Raw genomic sequence first — 15,297 nt, 5'->3', positions numbered from 1 at the left:
CCCTCCCCCGCATCTATTTGAAATAAAACCGGGCTTTGATTTGTTCCACATCATCCACCTGGTTGAAGTTTTTAATTTCGGTAGTCACAATGTTAAGACTCCGATTTTGATTTTTGAAATAGGTATAAATATTTTCCTCCTCGGCTAGCGTCGTTTGGAGACGGTCAAATTGCTCCGGGTAAATAAACAGGGTGGAGATGAGCGCTCTTTTCATGCCCTGCTCCACAAGCCCTTTGACTAACGCATCCAGCCGGCGGGCCTGCACATCCGCATCGAACGGCGGATCGCTTTGAACAAAAATCTTCATAACAGCAGAGTAATACCGGTAGTCACGGAGGCTGATATTCATATCGTTTAATTCCATTGCAGGGTAGGACAAAGCCCCGGAGTCAAAAAAGGACTTCACCCAAACCTTTTGCCCAAACAGCGGTTCTGCCATTTCCGTAACGGTCCGATCCAGCTTCTCCGCCATGATTACGTTCATATAGCTGTCCCACACAATCTCGAAATCCTTCGTGATCTCGGCTTTAAACCGCTTATCCGGCGAAGCCTTGAGGTGGACCTCCGCCTTCAGCGTATTCGTCGTCATGGAGCCGAACCCGCCGCCTATGGCCTCCACAATAAACGGTTCCCCGTACTTGCTTTGCAGATAAGCCTCGATTCGTTCAGCCGCTCGTCGATTTTGGGGCGCGCAAGCCCCAAGTAAAACCAAGGATAAAAGCAGCATGATCCCAAGCACCCGCCTTTGAATCGTTCTCACCTTCCTGTGCTCCGTTCCAGCCCAAAATAGAGGTCAACTGCACGTACCGGCCGAATCCCCCCTATTGCAATCGGGATAAGGAGCGGTAAATCTCGCTGTACTGCTTCGAAATCGCTTCAAGCCTCCGTAAACAATATTCGGCGCCTATGCCTTTGAAGCCGGTTAGCTCCTGAACGGCCTGATCCAGCTCTTTTCGGATGACGTTTAATTCATTCAGAATCGATTGAAGCTCCCGTTTTGCAGCCGAGTTCATCCTTCCTCCCCGCCTTCAGGCTTCAATGAACAGCCCATGGATGCAGCAGCCGGCGGCCTACGCGAGTCGCAGCCCCAATTATTTAAACTGGCTCGCATTGCTGTTAATGGCGGTTTCCGTATTGTCGTAATTTGTGACCGTGTTATCCAGAAACATGGCGTACGCATCCACCACCGCCTTGTAGTCGCTGAATACACTCGCCAGGCTGTTGAATTTATCCTGAATCGTCCGGGAAGCATCACTGTCCCAGGTGCTCGTTAAGCTGTTCATTTCCTTTTTGATTTCCCCCAGCTTGGTCGTCAGACTGGTGTTTACATTCCGGATCATACCCGCTGTTTGACTAACCTCGGTGAGTGAAATATGAATTCCTTCGATAGACATCGTAAACTCCTCCCGCAGTGATGTTTTTTGCTATGCCCTCTGGCCGATGTAAAAAGGCGATTTGTTCCTGCTTCCGACTTATTACAAATACGCTTCTATCCACGGACTGTACTAGGGACGGATTCCGACCTGTTGCCGTGACACAATTGCCAGGCTGCACGCTGAAATCCTGGCCCATTCGAAACCGCTCGCATCAGTTGGCCAATTTTTTAGCTGCGTTTACGGTTTCTGCTTGTGTCGTCCGGTACGTTTGCGCGCTTTGCTTCAAAAACAGCGCGTATTGCTCCATCAGCGCCCTCATGCTTTCAAAGTCATCCCGGAAGCCCTCGATTTGAGTTACAAAGGCTTGATTGTCCTGGCCCTTCCAGGCCGTTCCCATTCCCTTAACCTCCGTAAATAACTGCTCGTACAGCCGTTTGTAGGCGGAAGCCTGCTCCTCCATATTTCTGGCTGCCGCTTCCAGCTTTGCAGGATCAACTACAATTTTTCTTGCCATGTTACAGCTCCTCTCACCTGAAATGAAAATGATTTATATTAACATCAGCCTGGAGCCGTGATGAAGACCAAGCTCCAGGGCGGACATGTCAATATCCAGCATAGCTCCCGTCACCCGATCACAGAGAACCGTATCCCGTGAAGGCACAAATTGCCCGTCCGTTAAATCGGCGATGACATGTACAAGCAGTGGCTCGATTTTGCACATGCTGCAGGCAAACGGAATATAAACATCAAAGGCTCGGCCCAGTGCGGGCACGAACACTTCAATCAAAATTTGCTTCATCCGTGCTCCCCTCTTCTCGAAACGCAGCCGAGGTCACCAGCTTCACCAGAGAAGCTCTTCCATTTCGCACCAAGTATCCGAAAGCCTCGCCAATGTCCTGAGACAGAGCTGGCGTTATTTGGGCAGGATGAAGGAGGTACTGATCTGTAAATCCGTTACCCAGCCAAATTCCGTCCTTCCCGCTCACTTGGGCTTTAAACCAGCCTTCGTAAGCGATGGATGACACATAAGCCGCACGATCGCAAATAAGAACGTTTACCCGGTACTGCGCCTCCCCCTTCTCCAGCAGCACCCTCAGCTTGTCTCTCGCGTCCTCGGACAGTCTGGCATTCAGTCCGGATAGCGACACAAGCACATAAGTCAACTGCTCGTACACAGGCGGTTCAGCTCCCGCAGCAACCTCATCCTTGTATGTGTTGTTGCGATGAACCAGGATGTCGAACAGCTGCACCACCGCCTGCTCCCAGTCTGCGTCCCCGCCCAAATAGCGGTAACCGGCCGCTTCATCCGGCCTAAGCCTCTGCTCCGGGTCCAGCACCCAAACCGCGCCCTCCGTATTCAAGCTGAGCATTTCAGCCAGCCCCTGTACGATACCCGCCTCTTCCAGCGTTTGGGACAGCACGAGCTGGATGTAGGCTTGATCGAAGCGATAATAGGCCGTCTCCAGGCTGCGTTTCTCAACTCCCACGGGGATAAAGCAGCTGCGGTCCGGATTAAAAGCTTTCATCAGAAAAGCTGCATCCACAGCCTCCGGCAAAATCGGGATACGCCTTGCGCTTCCCTTCGTCCAGCCTGCGGCATAGGCCTCGCAAAAGGACCGGATGTAATTCAACCGCTCCTCCGCCGAGGGATGGAGCTGGGCAATTTGAAATTCATATACCTGATCCGTCTTGTAGATTCCCCGTCCTTTGCTTCGAGACGGAAACACCCCGTCCGTGCTGCCCAATACACTGGCATAATCAGCTGAATCGTGAAGCTGGAGCACATACAGCTGTTTAAAATGCTGCAAAATCCGGTACCGGATCGCACTCGTCGTAACCGCCGTCAAAATAAAGTAAAGCCCGTATTTCACCCCCTCACGTGCTAAAAAGGCAACCTGCTCCTCCTTATCGTCGTACAGCTCGGCAAAGGCCGCGTAGTTGTGAATCATGATCACGACCGCGTCGGGCTGTCCATGCCCAGACCGCAAATAAGACTGAAAATCCCCGCCATAGTCGGCAAACCGTTTTTTTCGCGACTCCAGCTCCTTAACCATCAGCCTAAATAAATGCTCGACCTTCTCCGCCTCATGGGACAGGACCACATCCCCTACATGCGGAGCCTGAGCAAAGGCCCGCAGCGTCTCCGAAGCAAAATCGAGCAAATAAAACCGGATTTCGGCAGGAGTATGCTCCTTCATCAAGGCATACAGCAGTGTGGAAACAAAGGTCGTCTTGCCGCTTCCCGGCGAACCGTAAACAATCGCATTGCCCTCCTCAGACAGCGGAAAAAGCATAGGTAGCTGCCGCTGATTGGCCGGATCGTCCACCTCGCCGATTACCGGGCGGAGCCTCCCTTTCCCTGCCGGAGCCGCCAAGTGTGCTTGATGCCTGCTGCAAACGTCTTCCCATAGAATCAGCTCCGGTATCGGGTCCAGCCAAAGAGTCCGCGCCTGGATTCGCTCCTCCCGGGCCGTTGCCGCCAGGTAGGCAATCACGCCGTCAATTTGCTTGAACGGGCTGTGAAGCCCCTCCCGCTTGCCAGACGCCGCCTGTCTGATCGTGCGCCCGACACGATTAATCACAGCAACGGAGCATTCGCCGGTTGCCTCCAAACGGTCGGACGGATAGTATGGAGCCCCGCTCCAAGCCGATTGCCCAAGCTCAAACAGCTCGTTAAAGCCCACCTGTACAAAAAAACGTCCCGTCACCGTCAGCTCGGCGGCATCCGGCCGTTTGATCACGTCCATGCTGTCCGCCTTTTCCTGAACCTTGAGACAAACCCGAAATCTGCTGTTGCTCCAGATTTGATCATCGACGACACCCGAAGGCTTCTGGGTCGCCAATATTAAATGAATTCCCAGACTGCGGCCGATGCGGGCCGCACTGACTAGCTGCTCCATGAATTCAGGCTGCTGCGTCTTCAGCTCCGCAAACTCGTCCGATATAATAAACAGCTGCGGCATCGGCTCGTGTACTTGTCCTTCACGGACAAGCCGCTGGTATTTATAAATATCCATGCTGCTGATGCCAAGCTTCTTGCTCGCTGCGCTGAACACCGTCTGCCTGCGCTTCAGCTCACTCTGGATCGAAATCAGAGAGCGCTTCACCGCTGCGCCGTCCAGATTCGTAATCGTTCCCGCCAGATGCGGCAGGCTTGCCAAAGCATCCGCCATTCCCCCGCCTTTATAATCAATCAGGATAAAAGCAACCTCATGCGGATGATAATTGACCGCCAGCGACAAAATGAACGTGATCATGAATTCGCTTTTGCCCGAGCCGGTCATGCCTGCGACTAGGCCATGAGGTCCGTGATAGTTCTCGTGCAAATCCAAATAAAACCGTTCGCCCGCCGCAGTCATGCCAATCGGAGTTTGGAGCGACAAAGCCGGGTCATGCTCCCGCCAGCGGGTCAGCGCATTCAGATGCTCAATCTTCCCGACGTCAAACAAATCCAGAAACGTTAGCGCAGCCGGAAGCGTGTAGGATGCCCCCGGAGCGTCCAATTGAACATTGGCCAGCATCACGGCCAGCTCACGCCCATCCATGCCGGGAAGCACGTCCGGACGAAGCGACGTATGCTTCCCCGACACATCGTCCCTGTCATACAGCTTCGCTTCTGACGAGCCATATTCAATAACCAATGAACATTCCTTGGGAAGCTGTTTAATCTCATCCACTGCATAAACAACACTGAAGCCGCGATACTGCTTATGCTTCAGGACAGCATGAAGAAACTCCGACCGGATAGCCAGCTGCTTATCCAAGGCAAAAACTACGAACGCAGGCGCTCCCTCCTCCCGCTCCGCTTCGGCTGCCCGCCGTCCCTGCCTCGCCAGCTCTTGCTCAAGATGCGCCGTAAGCTCCTTGAGATCGTCCGCCCCGGCGGCAACGTACCGGACAGCCCGGTCTGTGCTCCAGACATGTGGGAGCCATTTCACGAACTCCCATGTAGCCTGTTCTTTCATGTCATACACAAACACCAGCCTCAGCTCATCATAGCTGTGCAGCGCCGCAAGCTGCAGAACCATGCCTTTCACCGCCTCGACAGCCTGCTGCCGCTTCCCGATCACTCCAATTACCCAGTCCTCCGTCATCGACAGGGAAATCGGGACCTGCTCCAGAATCAGCGGCTCCTCCGCCAGCTTATACAGCTCGTCCTGGAGCACATCCTCGTCCAAAGAAAACCGCTTCTCCGGATATTTTAATTCCGCCTGCAGCGGGACATTCCCCAGGCCCAGACGGACGGTTAAAAAATCACTATGGCGGCGTGTCCGCTCCCACAGCGTTCGCTGACGCTGCCGGATGCGCGAAATACACTGCTCTGCCGTAACCGCATTCTCGTACAGTAGCTGGCGCTGATGCTCGCCAAGCTCCCAAATCCGCTGCCGCACCTCCTCCAAATACTGCTTATATTTCTTCAGCCTGGCCTTTTCTTTCCCCCTCCGTTTGCTAATCTCGTAACGCCTGGTCAGCACCGGCCACAGCAAAGTGCCAAGCAGCATGCCAGCGGACATCGCCAGTGTCGGCGCCGCATTCATGAGCTTCCCGTCTGACCGGAGCACATTTTGCACAGTAAACAGGGCGGTACATAGCGAGGCCAGCCCCATCGTAATGGCAGGGCCCATCATCAGCACAAGAGGCGTCTGCTCCATCGTGCCGAGGGACGGGGGGCCGTCGATCCGAATTTCCGCCTTCTCGATCTCCCGTTTGAACCGCGGCGAACGGTAGAACAGCTGCCCTGGCAGCATCTCCTCATCCGGCTCTTCTTCCTCATCACAAAGCTGGGGCAGCGGCTTGCGGAACACAGCCAGACGGACGGAATTGCACCTCATTTGCCCATCGGGATTGTTGACGGCAATAAAGCCCCGGCCGATGATAACTTGTAAGCCGACTATATAAACAAGGTCTCCCGGGTAGAGCGATTGCTCGGAAACCCGCTTCCGGTTCACAAACGTGCCGTTCGAGCTGCCGCAATCGCAAATGGAAACCGACTGCTCGGCGATCAGCAGCTCGGCATGAACCGAGGAGACCAGCGGGTTCACAAATTGAATATCACAGCCTTCGGCGCGCCCGATTCGAATCCGTCCGGCGGCAGGCAGACACAGCTTGTTGAAGGTCCTCCTGTCGCTTGTGGACGGCTCGGAGAAGAGAATGACGGTTGTATTGCTTTTGCGCAGATAAAGGTTATAGATGGCCATTGGCGCAAGAGCAAGCTCCTTTACCTTCTGGTTCCGGTGGTCCACGATCACGGCATTTTTATTGGATTTCAATATCCATTCGTTCCGGATACCTTCCACACTAATGACCCGTTCCTCATAGCCCGATGCATTGACTTGAGTAACCCAGTATTGTCCGGTGACTTGATCCGGAAGAACACAGGTGTGGATAACATGCTCCTTCATCAGGGATAGCTGCATCGTATAGCTCCTTCTCTTCCGGCATGCTTGTTATATATGGATGGCTTCACCTTCGTGTAAATCAAAAAAAGCACCTGCGTTCAAACAAGCCCTGTACCTGGGCTTGTCTCTGAACGCCGGTGCTTCCGGCTTGACTTCCATATTTACGAATATAATACCAAATACCACCGTAAGCTGGCAAGTCGTACAGATTAATTTCTGTCTAATCTTTCCTGCTCGTGTTTACGGTTCTTTCCAAGACCCGGGAAGCTGCTAATTCCGCATAAAACCCGGATCAACCTGCAGCTTGCATGTGTACTAGCCCCGTTTGACCTGCTGGATTACCAGCTTGTAGCCGACACCCCGGATGGAATCAATTTGAACCGTTTGCTGGTTCAGCTCCAGCTTCTTGCGAAGCGAACTCACATGAACGTCAACAGTGCGCTGCCCGCCGATATAATCGAAGCCCCATACGATGTTCATCAGGTCATCGCGTGTGACAACAACACCCGGCCGCTGTACGAGGTACAACAGCACCTCGAATTCCTTCGGCCGCAGCGGGATGTACTCTCCGCCCAGCAGCACCTCATACTTTTCCGGGTATATCTTGAGCTCACCGATAGCGATAACCTTCTCCGTCTCGGTTTCCTCCACCGTTAATGGCGAGGACGGGTGAGCCCGGCGCAGCACAGCGGCGGCTCTCGCCAGCAGCTCCGCCACGCCGAACGGCTTCGTAATGTAGTCGTCGGCGCCATGCTTGAGCCCTTGTACGACTTCATCTTCCGCATTGCGGGCCGTCAAGATAATAACCGGGGTGCGGCTGCCCTTTTGGCGAAGCTTCGTTAATATTTCAAAGCCGTTCATGCCCGGCAGCATAATATCGAGAATAATCAGGTTGTATTCACGCTGCAGCGCAGCCTGCAGGCCCTCCGTGCCATGATCGACCACATGGACCTCATACCCTTCCTGCATCAAATTATAGGAGAGCAGTCTGGCGAGCGTCGGTTCATCCTCGATGACCAGAATCGATTGCGGCATGGTGTTCCTCCAACAAAAAAAGAATGGTTAACCTCATCATATCACGGAATTGTAAATTTTATATTAATCTTTTGTAAAGACGAAATCAATACCACGACAAAAAGCAATCGCTCTCTCGTTTCAGTGCAGCAGCGGCAAATCGATAATAAAGCGCGATCCCATTCCAATCTCGCTTTCCACGCGAATCGTCCCTTTATGAAGCTCCACCAAATGCTTGACGATGGACAAGCCAAGTCCGGTTCCGCCGGAAACACGCGAGCGGGCCTTATCCACACGGTAGAACCGTTCGAAGATGCGGGGGAGATCCTTTTTCGGAATGCCGATTCCGGTGTCGGAAATCGTAATCCGCATCGTGTCCGCTTCGGCTGCGCCCGGTGAAGTAACCACGTCGACCTTGACCTTGACCTTGCCGCCTTCCGGCGTGTAGTTAATTCCGTTCGAAAGCAGATTCATTACAATTTGCCGCAGCCGGTCCTCGTCCGCCTCCGCATACAGGCCGCGCGGCACCTGCATATCCAGTTCAATCCGCTTTTTCGCCGCTTCCGTACGCATCATGTCGACCATATTGGAAATGAACAGCTGCATGTCCACCGGGGAAAACTGCAGCGGGATTCGACGCGACTCGATTTTGGACAGCTCCAGGATATCCCCAATCAGCCGGTTCAAGCGTTCGCTCTCGTCAAAAATAATTTGCAGGAACGATTTGGCTGTTTCCTTATCGTTCATGGCTCCGGCCAGCAGCGTCTCCGCAAAGCCTTTGACGGCGGCAATCGGCGTTTTCAGCTCATGGGACACATTCGCCACAAATTCACTTCGCATCTTCTCCAACCGGCGGATTGCGGTTATATCATGCAGCACAATAACGACGCCGCCCCACTCGTCGTCCTCGCGAACCATCGGCACCAGATTGATTTCGAGCATCCGCTCTTCCGGAAAATAAAAGTTCATCTCATCCCGGATATGATCCCGTTTCTCGATACATTCCTTGATAAGCTGCGTCAGCTCATACTGCTGCTTCGCTTCCGTAAACGGCCTTCCGAGCAGCTCTCCCGAGGAGAAGCCGAGAATTTCCTCGGCGGATCGGTTGAGCAGCACAATTTTGCCCTCCCCGTCAATCATGACAACACCGCTAATCATATTCTCGAGCACGCTTTGCAGGCGGCCTTCATTTTCCTGAATCCGGTTCATTTGAAACTCCAGGCTGTCGGCCATTGCATTCAGTGCTTTGCCGAGCTGCCCGATTTCGTCTTTCCTTAGGATCGGAACCCGGGCCGTATAATTCATCTTGGCGATTTGCTGGGCGACCCGGATAATTTTCTCCAGCGGACGCGTCAGGCTGCCGGCAATCCGGTAGCTAATCGCGCCTGCCACGACAAACAGCACAAGCAGCCCCAGAAACAGTGTCCTCCATAAGCGTTCTATTGTCGCCTCAACATCCATCAAGCTAATCGCAAGACGGATATAACCGATTGTCTTCCCGCTCGAATCAAGCACCGGATAGGCGGAGTACATCATGTTTTGGCCCAGCGTGCTGCTGTACCGGATTGCATCCCCGTAACCGCGCTCGCGCGCATTCACAATTTCCTCGCGGCTCAGATGGTTATCCATGTCCCCCGGATCGCGATTCGTATCCCCAAGCACCAGCCCGTCCGCGCGCACAAACGTCACTCGCACATCTGTATTTTGATGCAGCAGTCTTGCTTTTTCACTGAAATAGCCAAGCTGCTCCGTTTCATTCATTTCCGCTCCCCAGGGCACAGTGGATAAAATGATTTTACTTTCCCGCTTCATATGGTCCTGCAGCGACGCAATATGGGAGTCCTTTAGTTCTTTGGCGACGTACAAGCCGGAGGCAAGCACCGACAGGCCAATAAGCAAAATAAACAATAGTGTCAACCGATTGCGGAATGTCATTGTCGACTCAACCCCATGTATTCGGATAGATCGTTTCTTCTTATTATCTCCTAACAGCTCTTATCCATCGTACATGGGTCGCCGGGAGATGAAAAGTAAAGGTTTTGTAAAGGACTTACTGCGGAACGGCAGCCTTGTACCTGCGGAGCACAACATAAAACAGCGTCGCAGTCGGCTGTTGAATCAGGATGCCCAGAACAACCGGAACCGCAGCGAGCGGCTCGAAGTACCCGATCGCGATGACGATTCCCAGGGACACATTACGCATGCCCGAGCTGTAAGACAGCGTAATGGTCAGCCGCGGATCGCGGAACAGGCGCGAACCGGCAAACCCGATGGCGTAGCAAAGGAAAACAAGCAGCACCACCACGGGAACCATCAGCAGCATCTCCTGTTTATGAGCAGCGACCTGCGGAGCAATCGCCGCGGCGTTAATTAAAATAATCAAGGTGAAGACGAATTTGGAAAGCGGCAGTGTTACCGGGGCTGACCAGCTTTTGGCGCGGCCACGGGACCAGTCGTTGACGAGTACGCCGCAAATGGTCGGTATCACGACAATGAACAGCAAATCCGCCATTACCTTCAAGTAATCAAACGTAAGGGTATGGCCGAAAAAAAGCCAAATTAACGCCGGCACTACAAAAACACTGAGCGCAGAATCCAGTACAACCATACACAGCGCCAGCGGAACATTCCCTTTGGCCATGCCAATCCATATGATAGAGGACACGCCGAGCGGAATGGCGGTGAACAGGACAAGCCCGATAACAACATGGGAGTCCGGCCCGAATACAAGCGAGCCGCCGACAAAGGCCAGGAGCGGAGCCACCATGTGCGTCAGCGCAAAAGTGACGAGCATCGGCCTCGGGGCCAGCAGCGCTTGCCTCATCTGTCCGGAGCTGCAGCCCAAAGCCATCACGAACGTCATGTACGCAAAAAGAAAGGGTACCCATCCGGTGTACCCCATAAAGCCCCGGTGAAACACAAAGCCAACCAAAAGCGCCGCCGGGATGATGGCAAACATATATTTTTCAAACCATTGGTTCAGACGGAGCCCCAGCGCAGCTTGACCGCCGCCGTGCTGACAATCCGGCACAGGGGTATTCATTACGCAAACACCGTTTCCTTAAATTGAGCGAGCTTTTCTTTCGATGTCATGTCCACATCAGCATGCAGGCTGTTGCCATGGGAATCCATGGTCACAATCGCCGCGAAGCCCTTCACCTCAAGATGCCACATCGCTTCCGGAATGCCGAATTCCATATAGTCAACCCCATTGACCTTCTGGATACAACGGGCGTAATACTGCGCCGCTCCTCCGATTGCATTCAAGTAAACGCCGCCGTGCTCCTTCAGCGCAGCCAGCGTCTTCGGACCCATACCGCCCTTGCCGATTACTGCACGCAGGCCGAATTTCTTCATAATCTCGCCTTGATAAGGCTCCTCGCGAATGCTGGTTGTCGGTCCAGCCGCCAAAACATGCCACTGGCCGTCCTGATCCTGTTTCATTACCGGGCCGCAGTGGTAAATAACGCCACCGTTCAAATCCACCTTGCAGTCATTTTTCATCAGGTAGCTGTGCAGCGCGTCACGGCCGGTATGGATTTCGCCATCAATAATCACCACATCGCCTACACGCAGCCCGCGAATCTGCTCTTCCGTAATCGGCGCCTGCAGCACCACTTCGCGCGGCCCCTCATCCGTCTCTTCACCACGATTCATAGCTTCTTCTTTCATCATCGTTATACCGCTGCCGCTCTCATAAACCCACTGCTTGATCTCCCCGCTGACGGCGTCAAGCAATACGCCCTGACGGCGGTATGCCCAGCAATTGTAGGCCACAGAAACGAAGAAGCTGGCCGGAAGCCGGTTCATAACGCCGATTTTACAGCCGAGCAGGGAAACTTGTCCGCCGAAGCCCATCGTGCCGATGCCCAGCTTGTTCGCATTTTCCATCATATAGTCTTCCAGCTGCTGAAGCTCCGGAATTTCGTTCTGATCTTCAATGTGACGGAACAGCTGCTGCTTCGCCAGCTCATAGCCGGTTGTCCGGTCACCGCCGATGCCTACGCCGATGAAGCCTGCGCTGCAGCCCTGACCTTGGGCCTGATATACAGCATGAAGAATGCATTTGCGGATACCGTCGAGGTCACGGCCTGCTTTGCCGAGTCCCTCGAGCTCACAGGGAAGGCTGTATTGGATGTTTTTGTTCTCACAGCCGCCGCCCTTCAGAATGAGGCGCACGTCGATATCGTCTTGTTCCCACTGTTCAAAATGAATAACGGGTGTACCCGGCCCCAGGTTGTCCCCCGTATTGGCGCCGGTTAAGGAATCGACGGAGTTGGTGCGGAGCTTGCCTTCCTTCGTCGCCCGTTTTACGGCTTCACGGATTTGCTGCTTCATTATGATTTGATTTGCTCCGACCGGGCAGTGTACAATAAACGTCGGCATTCCTGTATCCTGGCAAATCGGCGATACATTGCACTCGGCCAAATCAATATTTTGGGCAATCGTGGTCAATGATAGTGCAGAGCGTGTACCCTGATCCTCCAGCTCGCGTGCTTTCTGAATCGTTCTGCGCACATCGGCAGGCAAATTCGTGGAGGTTTCTACAATTAATTGATATACGCTTTGTTCAAACTGCTGCATAATAAATAAGGGCCCCTCTCCAGTAAAAATGATGGCTTGCTTTACTCTTCATCATAGCAGATTCATTGAATTTTTACACACGTGAACAAGATAGGAATACTGCGGGATTTGGAGAAATATAAATTTTTGAGGAACCTGGCAACTCCAGAAGGAATTTGACGAAAAAAAGCGAATGTTAACCCGCAATGCATTTTTCTGCTTGAAACCCATTCAGATTACATTATCTTTTCATTCATGTTCAAGGAGTTACTGCTGATGCTATCCTCACTAACCCGCACTTTTATACTGTTTATCATTTGTACCGCACTGCTGCTGCCGACCCTGAGCGCCTCGCGGGACAACATCATGTACAAGGATCAAGTGGCTGTTCTGATGTACCACCATGTGCATGATACGGACAAGAGCTCCGGCACGATTACGACCCAGCTATTCTCCGACCAACTGGAATATTTGATTGAAAAAGGGTACAATTTCATCTCCATGGAGCAGTTCGATGAATTTATGAACGGAGGCTCCGTACCGCCCAATGCTGCGCTGGTCACGTTCGATGACGGCTATAACAGCTTCTATACCAATGCCTATCCCGTGTTGAAAAGACTCCATATCCCTTCCATCACGTTCATGATTACCGAAACGCTGGACAATCCGAACAAATGGAATATTCCGTTTATGACCCGGGGCGATTTGGCGGCCATGACCATGGACTCCACGCTAGCGGAGCCGCAGTGCCATACGCACGGCATGCATAACAAAACGAATCAGAACGGCGCTTACCTCATCACGAGGCTGCCTACGGCTGACGGAGGAACCGAGACCCATCAGCAGTACGACAGCCGGGTCGTAAATGATATCAAGCAATGCGCGCGCGAGATTCAATCCGTTGCGCCCGGAATTAAGGTTGACCATTTGGCATATCCTTACGGAATTTATGATGCGCATTCCATTGAACTGCTGAAGCAGGCCGGCATGAAATATGCGTTCACCATCGTACCCGAAATGGCGACCCGGGATGTAGACCTGATGCAAATTCCGCGTATTAATGCGGGGGGGCCTTACATTTCCCCGCAATCCCTGCATAATTCCATTCTTCGCCGCGTAGTCGCCACACATGCGGAGGAGGATGAAGTCCCGCTCGGTAAAACCTTGAAGCAGCTTGGCGGGTTCGCCCATATGGAAGGGGACAACATCGATATCAATTACCACGGCAAGCTGTTCTACGCCAAATCCGACAGCAATATTGTCCTCAATGAACAGGGCGATCAAATCGAGCTGAGCCAGCCGATTATCAAGAAAGAACGCGCCAATGTGATTCGTCTGGTCGATTTGGAAAAAATACTGGGGGATAACCTGGTATACAATCCGGCCACGTTACGCTACATTGTACGGACAACTCCGGTCCGGCAAGTAAACTAACCCTCATTCGAGCCCGCAGGCACCAGTACGCGCCCGGGCTTGTTTTTGCTATATCCGCCGGCATACCGGAGTGCATTTCCTGATGATTGTATAAAAGGAGCCGATGACAATGAACCATCACTATCTCGCCTACATGTACCGGCTTCGGTACATCACACGCTGGAGCCTGATGCGTAATGTGATGAAGGAGAACGTCGCCGAGCATTCCTTCCATGTGGCGATGCTCACGCACACGCTCTGCACGATTGCCAATGAAGTATTCGGCCGTCAGGTGCCGACCGACCGTCTGGTGACCCTGGCGCTATTTCATGACGTGACGGAGGTATTTACCGGCGACATTCCCACCCCTGTCAAGCACCAGAACCCGGATATTTTGCGCAGCTTCCGCGAAATCGAGCATGTGGCGGCGGAGCGGCTGATGGGTATGGTGCCGGAGCCGCTGAAGGATGTTTATGAGCCGCTCATCGCAGGCCATCAGCATGCCGAAGACCCGGAGCTGCGGCGGTATGTCAAAGCAGCCGATCTGCTGGATGCGTACCTGAAATGCGTTTCCGAGCTGTCCGCCGGCAATCACGAATTCAGTATCGCCAAACGGCAAACGGAAGCGGCCATTGCTGCCATGAATATGCCGGAGCTTGATTATTTTCTGGAGCACCTCGCCCCCAGCTTTGAGAAAACACTCGACGAGCTGGCTGAGGAGTAGTTATCGCCCTCTGAGCCTGTGGCTCCGCTGCGGCAGAAGATGTCCATTTTCAAATTTAATCCAATAAAAAAAGCGCCAACAGCCCGGAAAATCCCGGACTTTTAGCGCTTTTTATTTTTCGGGCGTGAAGTTTTTGTATGTTTTTCCAACCATCACTTGATTTTCAAAGCCGAATTTCCGATGTATACCTTACATCAATGTACCGGGGTGAATGTAATCCAGATGAATCATTGCACATTGTATATCTCGATTCAAGGCTACGATAAAATTATGAAGGCCATCTCTGATGTTTTTAGCGATAAAAAAGCCGTCCGTTCCGCGATCCGGAAGAGGAGCAGGCCTTCACCATGGGCATTGCCCGGCAATACGGGGCCGAAGCCTTCTTTTCTGAAAAAGAACAGGGGCTGCTGAACGATAGCTCCCCTGATCAGACCGCCCTGGTCCAATTTTCATGGAGATACGAATGCTATTGGGTGCTTCTGTGGGCGCTTGGTTATGTTGAAGAGCTAAGCTTTCCAACCGATATTAGTGATGTCCGCAAGGCCGTCCATGCTTTAAAGGATGCCGGGGATTATTACACCTTCTTCGCCAAGGCCAATGTTCGCTCCAAGGAAGAAATTCTCGATCAGGCCGACCTGATATATCGCTGCGATTGGGCCTGCGTGGATGCCAGAATCAATAACCGGGCCCTTCCCGGCGGATTGCATGATGGAGTTGTTGTCGAGCGGCATAGAGCCTTGAACTGGCTCATACGCTACATGAATGACGAGTGGGATGACGTCAGAACCGACACCTAAAGAGAGCGGTT

Annotated in this window: 12 protein-coding genes and 1 pseudogene; 3 read left to right on the top strand and 10 right to left on the bottom strand. The window is 52.9% G+C overall.

The window, feature by feature from the left end; all coding sequences use genetic code 11:
- Positions 1 to 13: 13 nt before the first annotated feature.
- The 10 genes from WBG83_RS03670 to WBG83_RS03625 all read right to left on the bottom strand — a co-directional run bounded on the left by WBG83_RS03670 (position 14) and on the right by WBG83_RS03625 (position 12,373).
- Entirely contained in the window at positions 14 to 760 is a 747-nt protein-coding gene (locus tag WBG83_RS03670) for a hypothetical protein (protein WP_336742794.1), read from the bottom strand.
- A 61-nt stretch (positions 761 to 821) separates the two neighbouring features.
- On the bottom strand, positions 822 to 1,013 hold the full coding sequence (locus tag WBG83_RS03665; RefSeq protein ID WP_336742792.1) for a hypothetical protein: 192 nt from the start codon (positions 1,011 to 1,013) through the stop codon (positions 822 to 824).
- Between the two features lie 78 nt (positions 1,014 to 1,091).
- Positions 1,092 to 1,394, bottom strand: a complete 303-nt coding sequence (locus WBG83_RS03660) for a pore-forming ESAT-6 family protein (protein ID WP_336742791.1) — start codon at positions 1,392 to 1,394, stop codon at positions 1,092 to 1,094.
- Positions 1,395 to 1,587: 193 nt separating this feature from the next.
- Complete coding sequence (locus WBG83_RS03655) at positions 1,588 to 1,890, bottom strand: WXG100 family type VII secretion target (protein WP_336742789.1); 303 nt, start codon at positions 1,888 to 1,890, stop codon at positions 1,588 to 1,590.
- Between the two features lie 33 nt (positions 1,891 to 1,923).
- On the bottom strand, positions 1,924 to 2,175 hold the full coding sequence (locus WBG83_RS03650) for a methyltransferase (RefSeq protein WP_336742787.1): 252 nt from the start codon (positions 2,173 to 2,175) through the stop codon (positions 1,924 to 1,926).
- Complete coding sequence (gene essC / locus WBG83_RS03645) at positions 2,156 to 6,793, bottom strand: type VII secretion protein EssC (protein WP_336742786.1); 4,638 nt, start codon at positions 6,791 to 6,793, stop codon at positions 2,156 to 2,158. The genes WBG83_RS03650 and essC overlap by 20 nt, the downstream gene beginning before the upstream one ends.
- A gap of 297 nt (positions 6,794 to 7,090) precedes the next feature.
- The gene (locus WBG83_RS03640; protein ID WP_336742785.1) at positions 7,091 to 7,810 is read right to left on the bottom strand and encodes a response regulator transcription factor; all 720 of its coding nucleotides are present in this window, start codon (positions 7,808 to 7,810) and stop codon (positions 7,091 to 7,093) included.
- 120 nt (positions 7,811 to 7,930) lie between these two features.
- Complete coding sequence (gene pnpS, locus WBG83_RS03635) at positions 7,931 to 9,724, bottom strand: two-component system histidine kinase PnpS (protein WP_336742784.1); 1,794 nt, start codon at positions 9,722 to 9,724, stop codon at positions 7,931 to 7,933.
- 115 nt (positions 9,725 to 9,839) lie between these two features.
- Positions 9,840 to 10,832: a bile acid:sodium symporter family protein gene (locus WBG83_RS03630; RefSeq protein ID WP_336742783.1), complete on the bottom strand. Its 993-nt coding sequence runs from the start codon at positions 10,830 to 10,832 to the stop codon at positions 9,840 to 9,842.
- Entirely contained in the window at positions 10,832 to 12,373 is a 1,542-nt protein-coding gene (locus WBG83_RS03625) for a fumarate hydratase (RefSeq protein WP_336742781.1), read from the bottom strand. Before WBG83_RS03625 ends, WBG83_RS03630 begins: the two co-directional genes overlap by 1 nt.
- Positions 12,374 to 12,628: 255 nt before the next feature.
- On the opposite strand from WBG83_RS03625, the gene WBG83_RS03620 reads away from it, so the two are divergent.
- From WBG83_RS03620 to WBG83_RS03610, 3 genes and pseudogenes are all read left to right on the top strand, one after another.
- Positions 12,629 to 13,786 (top strand): polysaccharide deacetylase family protein, encoded by a 1,158-nt coding sequence (locus WBG83_RS03620; RefSeq protein ID WP_336742779.1) that lies wholly within the window; start codon positions 12,629 to 12,631, stop codon positions 13,784 to 13,786.
- A gap of 109 nt (positions 13,787 to 13,895) precedes the next feature.
- A complete protein-coding gene (gene yfbR / locus WBG83_RS03615) occupies positions 13,896 to 14,489 on the top strand; it encodes a 5'-deoxynucleotidase (RefSeq protein ID WP_336742778.1) in 594 nt (197 codons plus the stop codon).
- 338 nt (positions 14,490 to 14,827) lie between these two features.
- A pseudogene (locus WBG83_RS03610) lies at positions 14,828 to 15,286 on the top strand (DUF4272 domain-containing protein); the annotation flags it as partial.
- Between the last annotated feature and the right edge of the window lie 11 nt (positions 15,287 to 15,297).

The sequence above is a fragment of the Paenibacillus sp. y28 genome (assembly GCF_037137075.1).
In the GTDB taxonomy this organism is placed as follows: Bacteria; Bacillota; Bacilli; order Paenibacillales; family NBRC-103111; genus JBBBNV01.
The sequence above is the reverse complement of the archived record's forward strand: the minus strand, read 5'-3'. Positions and strand labels throughout refer to the sequence as shown.

Bases quoted from the DNA above. Each gene is read 5' to 3' on its own strand.
- WBG83_RS03665 (WP_336742792.1), bottom strand. From the start codon at position 1,013: ATGAACTCGGCTGCAAAACGGGAGCTTCAATCGATTCTGAATGAATTA.
- WBG83_RS03660 (WP_336742791.1), bottom strand. From the start codon at position 1,394: ATGTCTATCGAAGGAATTCATATTTCACTCACCGAGGTTAGTCAAACA.
- WBG83_RS03655 (WP_336742789.1), bottom strand. From the start codon at position 1,890: ATGGCAAGAAAAATTGTAGTTGATCCTGCAAAGCTGGAAGCGGCAGCC.
- WBG83_RS03650 (WP_336742787.1), bottom strand. From the start codon at position 2,175: ATGAAGCAAATTTTGATTGAAGTGTTCGTGCCCGCACTGGGCCGAGCC.
- essC (WP_336742786.1), bottom strand. From the start codon at position 6,793: ATGCAGCTATCCCTGATGAAGGAGCATGTTATCCACACCTGTGTTCTT.
- WBG83_RS03640 (WP_336742785.1), bottom strand. From the start codon at position 7,810: ATGCCGCAATCGATTCTGGTCATCGAGGATGAACCGACGCTCGCCAGA.
- pnpS (WP_336742784.1), bottom strand. From the start codon at position 9,724: ATGACATTCCGCAATCGGTTGACACTATTGTTTATTTTGCTTATTGGC.
- WBG83_RS03630 (WP_336742783.1), bottom strand. From the start codon at position 10,832: ATGAATACCCCTGTGCCGGATTGTCAGCACGGCGGCGGTCAAGCTGCG.
- WBG83_RS03625 (WP_336742781.1), bottom strand. From the start codon at position 12,373: ATGCAGCAGTTTGAACAAAGCGTATATCAATTAATTGTAGAAACCTCC.
- WBG83_RS03620 (WP_336742779.1), top strand. From the start codon at position 12,629: ATGCTATCCTCACTAACCCGCACTTTTATACTGTTTATCATTTGTACC.
- yfbR (WP_336742778.1), top strand. From the start codon at position 13,896: ATGAACCATCACTATCTCGCCTACATGTACCGGCTTCGGTACATCACA.